This is a genomic window from Rhodococcus sp. KRD175, from assembly GCF_017168275.1.
GTDB lineage: Bacteria > Actinomycetota > Actinomycetes > Mycobacteriales > Mycobacteriaceae > Rhodococcoides > Rhodococcoides fascians.
Window position 1 is genome coordinate 307,930 of record NZ_JABFAQ010000004.1, and the last position, 12,696, is coordinate 320,625.

Below are 12,696 nucleotides of genomic sequence, written 5' to 3' on the forward strand. Positions count from 1 at the left end.
CTACGAACTTCCACTCACGACCCTCGGTGCCACCGACGCCCGTTCCACGGAATTCAAGGCCCGAACGTGTCCCCTGGGCTGCCCGGTGCCTCGGTTGACGAGTGTGATGGTGCGCGGTTCGTTCGGCGCGAGATGGAACCACGAATCGGACGCGTCGAAGCCGTCGACATCGACGCAGACGTACTGCGCTGCCCACTCCGAGGACACTGTGAGCTCGCACGTCCCGGCTCCGGTATCGACGACACTCGCGCTCAGGCCCACGGTGTTCTGCCGACTCTGCGCGCCGACGAGCGCGGTGTTCCGGGCTATCTCGACTCCGTCGTCGCCCGCGAACACCACTGTGATCGCCGAATACGTCCGACTCCCGAAACGGTAGGCGTGGTTGGCATCGGTGAACGACCCCACGATGGAGTCCACCGTCAGTTCGGTCGAGCCGTTCGAGTCGACCGATACCGCCCGCTCGAACTGTTGCACGCCGCGCGCGGTGTGCAGTGCCACGCGCAGTGTGCCCGATCTGGCCGGGCCGTCGTTGACGAGCTCCACCGAATAACCGTCGAGACCGTTGTCGCACAACAGCACTGAGGTCGGTGCGCCGGCCCTCGCGAGCGCGTAGAACGGTGCCTTCGGTGCACCGGTGGCGTCGGTGATACCCCACCCGGCACCGGGCACGGTGTCTCGTAACGTCAACACGAGCGCGCCCGCACATCCGGAAGACGCCCGACGCCACCGACCGAACGCTTCCTCGAAAGCCTCGACGAGCACCGCCCTGCCGTAGTCCAGGTAGAGCTCGGCGTCGTCCCGCCGAATAAGGTGCGGGTCGACACCGAAGACAGTGCGTACATAGTGATCGCGGACGTCCTCGAAATCCCACGACGAACCGCGATCGCGAGGGACCGCGAATTTCCACTCGGGGTGATGCCCGGCCACCGCGGCAGATCCGAAGAACCTGTCGACCTGCGCACGTTCGGGAGGAACGGAGAAGGCCAGGCATTCCGCTGCGAATCGCACACCCGCGGTACGAATATCGGACAGTGGCCGAAGGTAGCCACCCACCCCGAAGTAATGGGCGATACCGTCTCCTACGTGGGTGTGCAACTCGCCGGTCGAGCTGGACGGGGACGACGTCACGTACGCGACGTCCGGCAGACGATCGGCGAGAAAAGCAGGAACGACGGTGTCCAGCATGTCCATTCGCTGATCCTCGGCCGCGAGACCCAGCATCGTCGGTTGCTGCTGCGTTTCGCTTCCGCCGCTGACGACCATCAGTGCCGGATTGGCGCAGACGATGTCCGCGAACGCGTGCAGCTCTCGGGTGACCGCCGCCGTGTACACCTCGTCGGTGGGCGGGTCGACGGTTCCCAGCATGACGTCCTGCCACACCATGATGCCGAGTTCCGCGCACAGAGACCAGAATTCGGCCTGCTCGTACACCAGCGTGCCGACCACGCGCACCATGTTCACGCCCGCCGACTGCAGCTGCACCATCGCTGTACGCAGGTCCTGCTCCGACGACCACAGTCGCACCGGATCGAGTGGAGTCCACGTACCGCCGCGACAGAAGATCGGGCTACCGTTGACCACCAACTGCGCGCCGCCTCCGGAGCGATCGAGTACGACGGTGCGAAAGCCGATGTTGCCCAACGGGTATTCCACCCCGTTCACGTCCAACGCCACGCGGTAGGTCCTGGGCCGTCCGTGCGTGTGCGGCCACCACAGCTCGACGTCCGGCAGCGTCAGAGTCGTATCGATACGGTCGACCGTTCCGAGTTCGAACACTATGTCCCCGATCAGGATTCGCGTCGACGACGGGGAATCCAGCTCGGCGTGGACCATGACGATACCGTCGGTGCCGCGGACCGTCGTCGACAGACCGACGCCACGGGGGCTCGACATCGGCACCATCGACACCGGCCGCCACGGACCCACCGGAACAGGCACGGGCCCGTACACCGGTGCCCGGCCCAGCATCGTCGTACGCTCGTGCCGCAGACCCTGCGCAGCGATCATCGAGGATCGCCACCGACCACGTGGCCGTCGGGTCTTCAGATGTGCGGCAAGAGATTCGATATGAACTGCAATGGTGACGGTCGGCCCGCAACCGGTCAGATCGACAGTCTCGGGCACGAACATGGACGTGACCGTTCGCCGATGAACACCGTCCACCCAGATCTGGGCCCGAGTCGCGATTCCGCCGAAGGTCAGCCGCATCTCGGGGTGATCGCCGGTCTTGACTGTGGTCGCGTACCACCAATCGTGTTCGTCCGGAGCACAATCGGTGTCACCGAGCGCGCTCGCCACCGTGCCGGGCACGACGGCGTCGAGCCACTCGAGGTCGGCAGGCAGATCAGCGGGGTCGAGGATGGATCCGGCGTCGGTTCGGACCAGCCGCCACGGCACGCCGTCGAGCAGATCGATCACGCGCTCAATGCACCCACGACGATATCCATCGCTGCCGCCCAGTTCTTGCTCATGTCGTTCAGCGGTTCGTCGAGCACTACGGCGCGGCCACGCGCTGCTCGCGCCATCCGGAACTGCACGGCCTTCGCGCCGGACGCAGCGTCGAGGAAATGCTGCGCCGCGTCGCCGGCTCCACGTATCCCGCGGCTCTCGAGGTACTGCACGTAGTTGGCGGCAAGCTCCGCGGTGGCACCGAATTGCCGGAGCAATCCGAACGACCACAGATGAAAGGCGTCGGGCCCGGCCGTCTGGACGAGCGGGATGTCGGCCACAATGCGCCGCGCGAGGGCATCGACGGGATTGCCCGGTGCCCTTCTGGACAGATGTGCCCGGGCGACGTCGAGGTCGCGGTCACCGACCCCCGCGTCGAGCACTGCCGCGTCGACTCGAACCTGTTCGACGTACGGCAGCAACACCTCGGCGTGAGGCTCGGGCGCGAGATTGAACACCCCGTCGAAGTCCGCCCCGGTCAGCTCGAAGTAACCCCGGTTGTGGAAGTAGCCCATCACCTTGTCGTCTCGGTTGACGAGATTCGGCACGATGGTGGTCTTGGTGTGCTGATTCCGGTAGCTGGTGCCTGCGGTGTCGGGAAGCCAGAAGCCGTCGACCTCCACCGTGACGTGGGTGCCGTCGAGCAGCCCTTCGACGACGTGCTCGAGAACGGGTCGCCATACGTTCATCTCGGCCACGCCGATGCCGTAGAGCGCGCGCAGATCCTCGGGCAGAATTTTCACGAAGTCCCACTGCCGTCCGTCACAGCCGGCGCTGAGCACGAATGCGAGCGCCGGGGTGGGATCGGCACCGAGCGAGTGCAGTACCTCGATCCACAGATCGACGTAGCAGTTGGTCTCGGTCCAGATGCGGTCGTGGTTGTGGATGGGATGAGGCCGGTAGCTGATGGGGTCGAGTTCGAGAACCCGGAGGCCGGTACCGAGCCTCTCCAGCACTGCATCGTTCGACATGACGCGCCTCTCCTACCGGAACAATGTCGGACGGTCCCCGAGCCGCATTTGTCCATATTGCCTGCATCCAGGCCACTCATCGTAGCGAATCGGTTTGTTCTACGCTTCCGATCCGGCGGTAGGATTGTTTTCGACGCAATTGCTACTTACTGATCCACCGTTTGAGCGTCTGCACGACAGGAACCCGAAAACGCGGGCAATCACACACCGAACAGTTGGTTCCGCGGCGGTAATGCTGATGCGCAGCTTGTTCGTGTCGACACTTGCATATCCGCTCTGAGCTGGGCACATGCCGAGTGTAGACAACACCTGCAACATCCATGCCCATCTCGGGCGGACACGAGGAGGCACGAGCGCGATGCGCCGTTTCGTTCGCAGCGCAGCGCTGGTCGCGGGGTGGTGCCTCGTCGCCGTAGCTCTCGGAATGTTTGCCGTCCGACAGGTCGGCGTGACCGAGATCACTTTCGTTGCTTTGGTGGTCGGAACTCCGTACCTCGGAGTCGCCACCGTCGCGGCGCTTCTGCTCTTCGCCGCCGCCCGCTCACGTATCGGATCGGCGGTCGCAGCCGTCGTCACCGTCGCCGTCGTGGGCGTCCAGGTGCCGATGTTCATGGCCGACGGGCCGGACAACTCCGGACCGGACCTGTCCGTGTTGACGGTCAACGTGGCGCACGGGGACGCCGATGCCGGCGCAATCGTCGACGCGGTCCGTGATCACGACGTCGACGTGCTCGCCGTCCAGGAACTCACGCCCGAGGAAGTCACCGACCTGAGGGGTGCCGGTCTGGACGACCTGCTGCCGTTCTCCTTCACCGCCGCACTGCCCGTGGCCGACGGCACCGGATTGTGGAGCCGAACACCCTTGACCGACGGCACCCGCCTGAACGACTTCGGCTTCGTACCGGTGCAGGCGAACACCGTCGTCGACGGCACGACGCTGACCCTCGTCTCGTTCCATTCGATGTCTCCTGCGACGCCGCGCCACACCACCCAGTGGGACGCAGACCTGGCCAGGATGCGGGCCATCATGGATACCTACGGCAACACTGCCATCGTCGCCGGCGACTTCAATGCCACCAACGATCACCGGCAATTCCGCAGGTTGGCATCGGCTCCGTTCTCCGATGCGGCCGACGCTGCAGGGGCAGGACTGTTCCGCACCTTCCCGTCCGAACGTCCGTTGGCGCGATTGGACCATGTCGTGACCAGTGACAGCGTCCGCGCACAGTCGGTGCAGCCGCTACCGATCCCGGAGAGCGATCATCTGGCGGTACTCGCAACGGTGCAGTTGCCGTGACCGTCCCCGGCTAGAAGCGCGGAAGCTGAATGACCGGAGGCGGCGGCAGCTGAATCTGTGGGAGCTGGATCTGCGGCAGACCGGGGATCAGCGGTGCCGGGGCAGGCGCAGGAGCCGGTGCCGCGGGTGGCACGTACTCGGGCTCGGAATACGTCTGAGCCGGAGCCTGAACGGGCTCGGAGGTGGGCGGCGGCGTTGTGGTCGGCGGTGGCGTCGTCGGTGTCGGGGTGACCCGGGTCGTCGTGGGACCTGCGGTGATCGGCACCGGTGAATCTGCCGGTGCACTGGTCGGGGCCGGCGACCCACCCCCGTATCCGAGAGACAGGCCGAGGGCGGCGACCGCGACAAGACCACCCGCGACCAGCACGGCACCGCGCACCTTGCGCTTCGAATCCGCAGGCTTGTCGGAGTGGGGTTCCGGAGTCAACCAATCGGGTGCACCGGTCAGCGACGCCGGGTCGGCTGCGGGCTGTCGCCCGCCCGACTGCGGATTCGACTGCGCATTCGGTTGGGGAACCGGCTGACGCGGAGCCTCGGCGACCGGTGTGGCGAGCAGTGCCGCTCCACGGGCCGCAACCGATTCGGGGTCTACCGGAGTGACGACGGGTAACCCGACCCAGGCATCGAGTATCGCTCCGACCAGCGGTATTCGGGCGCCGCCGCCGATCAGGAACAGTGCGTCGACATGCTTGGGAGAACGCCCGATGACGTCTCGAACCAGGCGAGCGGAGTACTCGATCGGGACGGTCACCAGTGATTCGAATGCCTCGCGGGAGATCAGGATGACGCCGCCGTCGCCCGGAAGACATACTGCGCCGCTGGTCGACAATTGTTCCTTGGCGACCCGGCACCGCGCGGTGAACGCGCTCAGTTGTTGGTTGTCGGCAATGTCGACGCCCTGCTTGGCCAACTGGTTGTCGGCGATCAGGCGATCGAAGTCGTCGCCGCTGATGTCGATGGTGCGTTCTGCCAGCAGAACTTGGCCTGTACCGCGGTCGATCACGCTGATCGTCAGACCCGAACTGCCCAGGTCGTACAACGCGATGGTGCCGAAATGACCCAGCTCGCCCGACGCTTCGAGGTACTGCAGCGCAGCCCGAGCCTCGGGAACGAGTCGATAGTTGTACAGACGCTGACCGGCCATGGCCTGCTGGATCTCACCGAACTGCTGCTGGTCGCGATACGCCACGCCGGTTGCCTGCACTGGGCCGCCGTTGCCCGGTTGCGAGAGCACCACGCCGATGGACTCGGCGGCCAGTTCCTCGGCCCGGTCCCAGTAGGCGTCGACGGTGTCGTGGTGGAAGTCGAGGCGTCCCGAATCCTGAGGGCGCAGGTCGGGTCGAGCCACGCGCACCGCGCTGGCCCCCACCGACACACCGAGAACTTCGGTCATTACCTGCCTCTTGTCGATTTCCCCGTCAACACACGCCGAGACTTCATGTCACGAACCAGTCTCGATCCCCCCGATTGATCACTGTAGCGCGTCGGTGCGGCTGCGCCGCAGTGGTGCGTTCAGGTGCCCCCTGGGGCACCCGGCCACACCACTACAGTTGCGGCATGCGAGTTCTGTTCGTCTGCACCGGCAACATCTGCCGATCTCCGACTGCCGAGCGCCTTGCGGTCGCCTTCGCCCGTGAGGGCGGATTCGAGCTGACCGCCGGCAGCGCCGGGACACAGGGCCTGACCGGGCACGCGATGGACCCGACGGCAGCGTTGGTGTTGTCACAACTCGGCGGCGATCCCGAGGGCTTCGTGGCTCGACGCCTCACTCCGGCGATCACCGCCGACGCCGAACTCGTTCTGACGATGACCGCGTCGCATCGCGACGCCGTCCTCGCACTGTCGCCGAGGCACATGCGTCGCACCTTCACCTTGCTCGAGGCGTCGAGCCTGGCCGCGGCGTCGGGCGCACGATCGGTTGCTGCCCTCGCCGACGCGCGGGCCGTCCACAGCGTCGAGACGCTGGATATCGGCGACCCGTACCGCCGCGACCCGTCCGTGTACGAGGAAGCCGGCGAGCTGATCGCAGCATCGTTGCCGAATGTTCTCCGACTGGCGCAGCCGTAACCTTCGACCCACCACGAATTCGCACGCTGCGGTAACGTTCTCGCATCATTGCCGACCACCCGGGTGCGGCCACGGCGTTAGGGTCTGTTCATGCGCGACAAGGTCATCGCGTTGGCAGCAGTGGCGAGTGCCGGAGTAGCCGTCACCGTGGGTCTGGTCATCGGTGCCCTCGGCGGCGCGTTCGACGATTCGAGCCAGGATGTCAGGCCGCCTGCGCTGAAGTCGGATTCCCTCAGTTCGGTCCAGGCGTCTCCGACGTCCGCGATCGTCGTGGTTCCGCCGTCGCCCACCTGGCAGGTCGCGGTGCCCACCACCGCCAAGCCGCCGACGACGACGCCGGAGCGGCCTCAGACGACGACGCGGACGCCCCGAACAACCACCAAGCGGTCGGACCGAACTACCACGACCACCACCGACGAGGACTCGACCGACGAGCCGACGACCGACGAGCCCACGACCACCGAGTCGGGCCAGTAGATCTCAGGGACGGCCCGCTGTCAGATCGGGCGCGCTGTCTCCGATTCTCAACGCGGCCACCAGTTCTCGATACAGCGCGTCCGACGCCATGAGCTCCGCATGCGTTCCGCGTGCGCGCACCACCCCATCGTCCATCACCAGGATTGTGTCGGCGTCGAGCACGGTGGACAACCGATGCGCGATGGTGACGACGGCAGCGTCCTCGGCGATGGAACGGATCACCTCGTGGATCGCCGCCTCGGTGCGTCCGTCGACCTGAGCCGTCGCCTCGTCGAGCAGCAGGATCTGTGGGCGTCGAACGATGGCTCGCGCCAACGCGATTCGTTGCCGCTGCCCACCGGACACCGTCGAGCCGATCAGGTCGGTGTCCAATCCCTCGTCCAGAGCGCGGATGGTCGAGTCCAGGTGCACCGACTCGAGCGCCGCCCAGATGTCACCCTCACTGGCGTCCGGGTGACTGAACAACAGGTTGTCCCGCACAGAACCGGGGATCACCGGCGTCTCCTGCTCCACGTAGGACAGTCGAGAGCGCACCTCGTCGATCGTGAGCTCGCTGTACGGCGTTCCGCCGAGCCGTATCTCGCCGCTCTCGGGCGTCAGGAACCGCAGGATCAGAGAGAACACGCTGGTCTTGCCTGCACCGGAGGGACCGACGATCGCTGTGTGGCCACGCGCGGGGACGTCCAGGTCGATTCCTCGCACGGCCGGCTCTCGTCCCGGACCGTAACGTGCAGTCACACTTCGGAATTCGAGTGCGGGAGCAGCCTCGACAACGGAACGGGTCGGCGCGGGGGTACCTTCCTCTCCCACTTCGACGACGAGGTCGTCGATCTGACGTATCCGCGCCGCCGCGGCCATACCCGCCTGCAGCGCGGTGATGTTGGTGGCGAGGGTGGAGACCGGGCTCATGACCTGAAATGCGTAGAGCAGAAACGCGATCAAGCTGGATACCGCCAGATCCCCGGTGCTGACGCGGTAGCCACCGAGGCCGAGAATGCCGATGATGGCCAATTGCACGCCGCCGCCCGCGAAGGTCCACGCCAGTGCCGAGATCTTGACGGCGTGCACGCTGTGCCGAGCGGAGGTCCGCGCCTCCGCGATGACGCGTTCGGATTCGCGAGTCTCGGCTCTGCTGGACTTGACTGTTCGGATGGCCCGCAGGGTGCCGTCGAGAATGCCGCCGAGTCGTCCGATCGCTTCCTGTGATTGCCTCTGCGCGATGGCGATCGGAGGCATCAGCCGGGCGAACAACACTGCGACCGCCACGATGGCCACCGCGATCGCGCCCAGCAACACCAGATCCAGAACCGCCATCAGGATCAACGCGCCCACCAGACCCACGACGCTGTTGACTATGGCCACCAGCGCATTCGATGTCGCCTCACGCAGCAGCACGGTATCCGAGGTGACGCGGGTGACCAACTCACCGGTGGGCCGAGTGTTCAGGCTGCCGACCGTGGCACCGAAATACTTCCGCACGATCGACTTGCGTGCGTCGAGCACGATCCGCTCTGCCAACACCCCGAGCACGATCCATTGCAGATACAGAACGGCCGAGCCGACGACCAACAGGGCCACCAGAACGACGACGGGAACGATCAGCGACGCGTCGGTGCCGAGTCCGTCGAGCACACCCTTGGCGACCATCGGCGTAGCCAACGCCGTTCCGGTACCGATCAGGCCGAGCATCATGCCCAGAATCAGGGTGCGCCGATGAGGCCGCACGAACTGCCACAACACCCGTAGGTTGGGTACCGTTATTTTCTTCTTCTCGGCTGTCGCGATCTGCACACCGACCATGTAGTCAGTGTGCAGCAACGATCAGCTGGTACCGATCGCGTCCCAGATCATGTGGACCGTGGTGCCGTTCTGATCCGACGTCACCGCCGCGGTATCGGCCAGCGCCCGCATCAGTGGGACGCCTCGACCTCGGTTGGGATCGGAATTACGCGTCGCCCAATCGCCGCGGTCGGTCACCTTCACATCGATCCGGCCCTGCGCACCGCACAACACTCGAATATCGAGGGTTCCTCGGTCGGTGTGATCGCGATACGCATGTTCGACACTGTTCGCTATCGCCTCGTACGTCGCCAACACGACGTCGTACGCACGATCCGGGTCGACGCCCAACTCGTTCAACCAGTCACCGAGTTCACGCCGAAGCTCCGACGCTCGATCCGCATCGGCAGGCTCGTCGGTGAACAGCAGTTCTTCCATTCGCGCACCTGCCGTCGAGATCGAACTGTCGGTACGTGAGTCGTCACCTCCGAAGAGAGTCGCCATCATGAATCCCGTCTACCCAAAACTTCAGGATCTACCCGCATGAATCGCAACGAGCGCCTCGTCGACCGTCGCATAGATGCCGAAGACCTCGTCGAGCCCGACCAAAGTCAATGGACGCCCCGTCGCCGGACCGTCCGCCACCACGGCAAACCCGGCAGTACCGCCCAGTTGCTGATGCGTCGACGCCAGCAGCGACATGCCTGCCGATGCGAGGAAACCCACATCGCTGAGATCGATGACCACAGCCGACGGCGACTTCTCGAGCACCAGAGCCACGGACTCGGACAGATCGGGAGCCGTCACCAAATCCAACTCACCCGACACCGACAGAACAACATCCTGATCACGCCATTCAACAATCACATCGAAATGCTGGGGTCCGAGCCCCGATTCGTCCGCAGTCACACGAAGACTTTACCTCGCTCCCCCGCCCCGCCACCGCCGCCGAAGTCCACTCGACGTGACATCGACCCCCGAAAAGTCCACTCAACGTGACATTGACCCCCGAAAAGTCCACCGAACGTGACATTGAGTCCCCTCGGGGTGGCCTTCGGGTTGTTTTGCCGCCGTCGGCTCACTCAGCCGAGGGGTATCGATCGCATTAGGCTTGTCCAGGTGATCGAGGGCCTGCATTCCATGGACGGTCGCGGTCTGCGTCGTCGCTCGCTCGGGCAGTACGTCGCGGTCGTTGTGGGCGGCGCGGTCGGTGCGGCGTTTCGGTACGAGGTGTGGACGTGGCGGGCGACGCCGCGGTGGCAGTTGTTGTCCACGTTCGGCGTGAATGTGTTCGGCTGTCTGCTCGTCGGCGCTGCGTTGGGGTATCTGTCCGGTCGTCGGGCTCCGGTGACTCGGGCCGGGCTGTTCGGTCTTGCGTGCGGTCTGACGACGTTCGGTCTCTATGCGTTTCAGGCGGTCACCCATCGCGGGGCGTGGAATTCGGTGATCTATCTGGTGGCGACGCCGGTGTTCGCGTTGATCGCGATGGCCGTCGGGGCTGCGATCACGAGACCGGCACGAACGAGCCCGACGCTGTGACGACGTTGATCCTGGTGGCGGCCGGCGGCGGACTCGCGGCTCTGTGCCAGTTCGTGTTCTCGTTCGCCCTCCGGTCGAGGCGACGGGCGACGGCACTGAATCTGGTGGCGTGTGCCGCGCTGGGGTTGGTGTTCGCACTCGATCCGCCGAATGCTGTTCGCTCCGTGGTGGCGGTCGGGTTTCTGGCGTCGGTGGCTCCGCTGGCGGGGACAACGCTGGCGACGATCGGGCTTGCGCGAGATCGTCGGTACCGCTCGGCAGCACTGTTCTTCGGCGCGAACGTGGTGGGTGGAATTGCCGCGGTGATGTTCGGGTTCCTGGCGTGGAAGTCCGGTGTGACGCTCTATCACAAGATTCTGTGACCGAATCCGGTCAGTCGCTTTCCGAATCCTGGCAGGAGCCCTGCACTCCGGCCTTGACGAACCCTGTGATTTGGTACAGGTACGTGAACTCCCATTCGACGAGTGAGAAGTCGTACGCGCGAGGCGTCGGACGCATCGTGACGGTTCCGTCGAAGCACTGATCGAAGATGTAGCGAGCCCGCGGGAGGTGGTATCGCCACGTCACGACGATCACGTGGTTCCAGCCGCGTTCGCGGGCAAGGGTTTCGGTGAACATGGCTTCGCCACGGGTGGTCGAGGGCGACGGCGGAATGCACAACACCTCGAACTGCGACGTGGACGCCGCGCAGGCCTTCTTCATCGTCGGATCGCTGGATCCGTAGGGATCGGACAGCACCACTGTCGTGGCCAGGCCTTGTTGGGCGAGCGAAATGCCGTAGGCCTCACGTCCGTCGTGTTCGCCGCCGAGCACCACGATTGCGTCGGCGGCAACGAGCGAATCCACCCGAGCTTTCGTAAACGCGAGGTAGCCGCCGACACCTACCGACGACACCAGGACAACTGGGATCGCCAGGGCGAGAAACAGCAACCAGCGTCCGCGGAACACCTCACCAGGTTAGGGAAGGCGCTCCGCGAGCGCGCGGTCAGCGACTCATATCACTCGCTAGGCTGCGGCACGGTGACGTTGCAGTCCGTGACCTCGGGGTTGATTCCGAAGTAGTTGAGCGGACCGGCAACGACGGTGAGGGCGATTGTGCCCGCACCTGCACAGTTCTCGGGCGCATTCTCGAAGTCTCCGCGCTGGTACGACGCGAATGCGCCGATGATCAGCCAAACCAGAACGATCAACGTTACGAACCTCATTGGTGCCCCCTTAGGCGGTCAGCCGCCGTTCGGCTGTCGAAGGGCAGGTATGTCCGATTGTGGCAGGCTTCAAACCACGTCACGTGCGCTTCGACAGAGTCTCCGACAGATAATCGTCGAGGGCGCGTTCCTGTACCCGGTCCAGTGCGCGCGCCAGTTCTGCCTGTGCCGATTTAATGGCAAGGCTGCGCATCTTCTCGAACATCTCGGTGGTCTCGGCTACCTCTCCGGACTTGGGCAGCCAACCTGGACCGTGTTTCGCGGCCAGATGGTCGGTCACGCTCCCGACCATCGACTCGGCGATTTCGTTCATTTTCGACGCGGTCCGCTCGTGCTGGTCGAGCAGACGTTCCAACGTGAAGCCGTACTGACTCAGGTCGACGAACACCTCGAGGAGGGTCGGATCGAGAATCTCGCACTGGTCACCGTCGATTCTGATCAGTTTCGCTTCGATCAGTCGGGCAACGATGTCGTCGTTGTCCTCACCGAGAAATTGCGCAATCAGTTCGACGGGAATGACCGTGGTCTCGGCCGACGACCACTTGCGAGTCACGATTTCCTGCAGGCCCAGGATTTCTTCCAGGTCTTTGCCCTGCTCCCAGCCCGACAGGAAATCGGCTATGTGCGCCGAGGTGAACCCCCGCTGAAGCAGCGAGTCGATCACCTTCAATCGAGTCAGGTGATCGTCGTTGTAAATACCTACTCGTCCTCGGAGCGTGGGCGGCGGCAGCAGCCCGCGTTCCTGGTACGCCCGCACGTTGCGAGTGGTCGTCTTGGCCTCTCGGGCCAAGTCGTCGATTCGATACTCCACCGAGCTCCCTACCTCCGCCGCGCGTCGACCTTCAGGATATACGTCGACCACGCGGCGGAAGGAAGAGCCGAATCCGACCGTCATCGAAACGACAAGCGTGCT

14 protein-coding genes are annotated in these 12,696 nt (G+C 64.9%); 5 read left to right on the plus strand and 9 right to left on the minus strand.

The window, feature by feature from the left end; genetic code table 11:
- Together J1M81_RS05925 and J1M81_RS05930 are read right to left on the minus strand one after the other, a co-directional pair.
- Nucleotides 1-2,418: a glycoside hydrolase family 2 protein gene (locus J1M81_RS05925; protein WP_206497722.1), complete on the minus strand. Its 2,418-nt coding sequence runs from the start codon at nucleotides 2,416-2,418 to the stop codon at nucleotides 1-3.
- Nucleotides 2,415-3,419: a DUF1839 family protein gene (locus J1M81_RS05930; RefSeq protein ID WP_206497723.1), complete on the minus strand. Its 1,005-nt coding sequence runs from the start codon at nucleotides 3,417-3,419 to the stop codon at nucleotides 2,415-2,417. Before J1M81_RS05930 ends, J1M81_RS05925 begins: the two co-directional genes overlap by 4 nt.
- Nucleotides 3,420-3,777: 358 nt before the next feature.
- On the opposite strand from J1M81_RS05930, the gene J1M81_RS05935 reads away from it, so the two are divergent.
- Nucleotides 3,778-4,716, plus strand: coding sequence for an endonuclease/exonuclease/phosphatase family protein (locus J1M81_RS05935; RefSeq protein ID WP_206497724.1), 939 nt, complete (start codon nucleotides 3,778-3,780; stop codon nucleotides 4,714-4,716).
- A gap of 10 nt (nucleotides 4,717-4,726) precedes the next feature.
- Here J1M81_RS05935 and J1M81_RS05940 read toward each other — a convergent pair whose 3' ends face one another.
- Nucleotides 4,727-6,109: an Hsp70 family protein gene (locus tag J1M81_RS05940; protein ID WP_206497725.1), complete on the minus strand. Its 1,383-nt coding sequence runs from the start codon at nucleotides 6,107-6,109 to the stop codon at nucleotides 4,727-4,729.
- A 164-nt stretch (nucleotides 6,110-6,273) separates the two neighbouring features.
- On the opposite strand from J1M81_RS05940, the gene J1M81_RS05945 reads away from it, so the two are divergent.
- Nucleotides 6,274-6,783 carry a protein-tyrosine-phosphatase gene (locus J1M81_RS05945; RefSeq protein ID WP_027495619.1) on the plus strand — a complete coding sequence of 170 codons (510 nt, stop codon included), beginning with the start codon at nucleotides 6,274-6,276 and terminating at the stop codon, nucleotides 6,781-6,783.
- A 90-nt stretch (nucleotides 6,784-6,873) separates the two neighbouring features.
- Entirely contained in the window at nucleotides 6,874-7,260 is a 387-nt protein-coding gene (locus J1M81_RS05950; RefSeq protein WP_032400368.1) for a hypothetical protein, read from the plus strand.
- 3 nt (nucleotides 7,261-7,263) lie between these two features.
- Here J1M81_RS05950 and J1M81_RS05955 read toward each other — a convergent pair whose 3' ends face one another.
- Genes J1M81_RS05955 through J1M81_RS05965 form a run of 3 tightly spaced genes read right to left on the minus strand, consistent with a single transcriptional unit; the run spans nucleotide 7,264 to nucleotide 9,903 of the window.
- On the minus strand, nucleotides 7,264-9,060 hold the full coding sequence (locus J1M81_RS05955; RefSeq protein WP_206497726.1) for an ABC transporter ATP-binding protein: 1,797 nt from the start codon (nucleotides 9,058-9,060) through the stop codon (nucleotides 7,264-7,266).
- A gap of 21 nt (nucleotides 9,061-9,081) precedes the next feature.
- Complete coding sequence (locus tag J1M81_RS05960; protein WP_027495616.1) at nucleotides 9,082-9,546, minus strand: ATP-binding protein; 465 nt, start codon at nucleotides 9,544-9,546, stop codon at nucleotides 9,082-9,084.
- A 21-nt stretch (nucleotides 9,547-9,567) separates the two neighbouring features.
- Nucleotides 9,568-9,903: an STAS domain-containing protein gene (locus J1M81_RS05965; protein WP_027495615.1), complete on the minus strand. Its 336-nt coding sequence runs from the start codon at nucleotides 9,901-9,903 to the stop codon at nucleotides 9,568-9,570.
- A 255-nt stretch (nucleotides 9,904-10,158) separates the two neighbouring features.
- On the opposite strand from J1M81_RS05965, the gene J1M81_RS05970 reads away from it, so the two are divergent.
- A complete protein-coding gene (locus J1M81_RS05970) occupies nucleotides 10,159-10,578 on the plus strand; it encodes a CrcB family protein (protein WP_283549911.1) in 420 nt (139 codons plus the stop codon).
- A complete protein-coding gene (locus J1M81_RS05975) occupies nucleotides 10,575-10,940 on the plus strand; it encodes a CrcB family protein (RefSeq protein ID WP_032366900.1) in 366 nt (121 codons plus the stop codon). Before J1M81_RS05970 ends, J1M81_RS05975 begins: the two co-directional genes overlap by 4 nt.
- A 10-nt stretch (nucleotides 10,941-10,950) precedes the next feature.
- On the opposite strand, the gene J1M81_RS05980 is transcribed toward J1M81_RS05975, so the two are convergent.
- The 3 genes from J1M81_RS05980 to J1M81_RS05990 all read right to left on the minus strand — a co-directional run bounded on the left by J1M81_RS05980 (nucleotide 10,951) and on the right by J1M81_RS05990 (nucleotide 12,594).
- Entirely contained in the window at nucleotides 10,951-11,526 is a 576-nt protein-coding gene (locus tag J1M81_RS05980) for a YdcF family protein (protein ID WP_206497727.1), read from the minus strand.
- A 50-nt stretch (nucleotides 11,527-11,576) separates the two neighbouring features.
- On the minus strand, nucleotides 11,577-11,783 hold the full coding sequence (locus tag J1M81_RS05985) for a hypothetical protein (RefSeq protein ID WP_027495611.1): 207 nt from the start codon (nucleotides 11,781-11,783) through the stop codon (nucleotides 11,577-11,579).
- Nucleotides 11,784-11,862: 79 nt separating this feature from the next.
- Complete coding sequence (locus J1M81_RS05990; protein ID WP_308051221.1) at nucleotides 11,863-12,594, minus strand: MerR family transcriptional regulator; 732 nt, start codon at nucleotides 12,592-12,594, stop codon at nucleotides 11,863-11,865.
- Nucleotides 12,595-12,696: the final 102 nt, after the last annotated feature.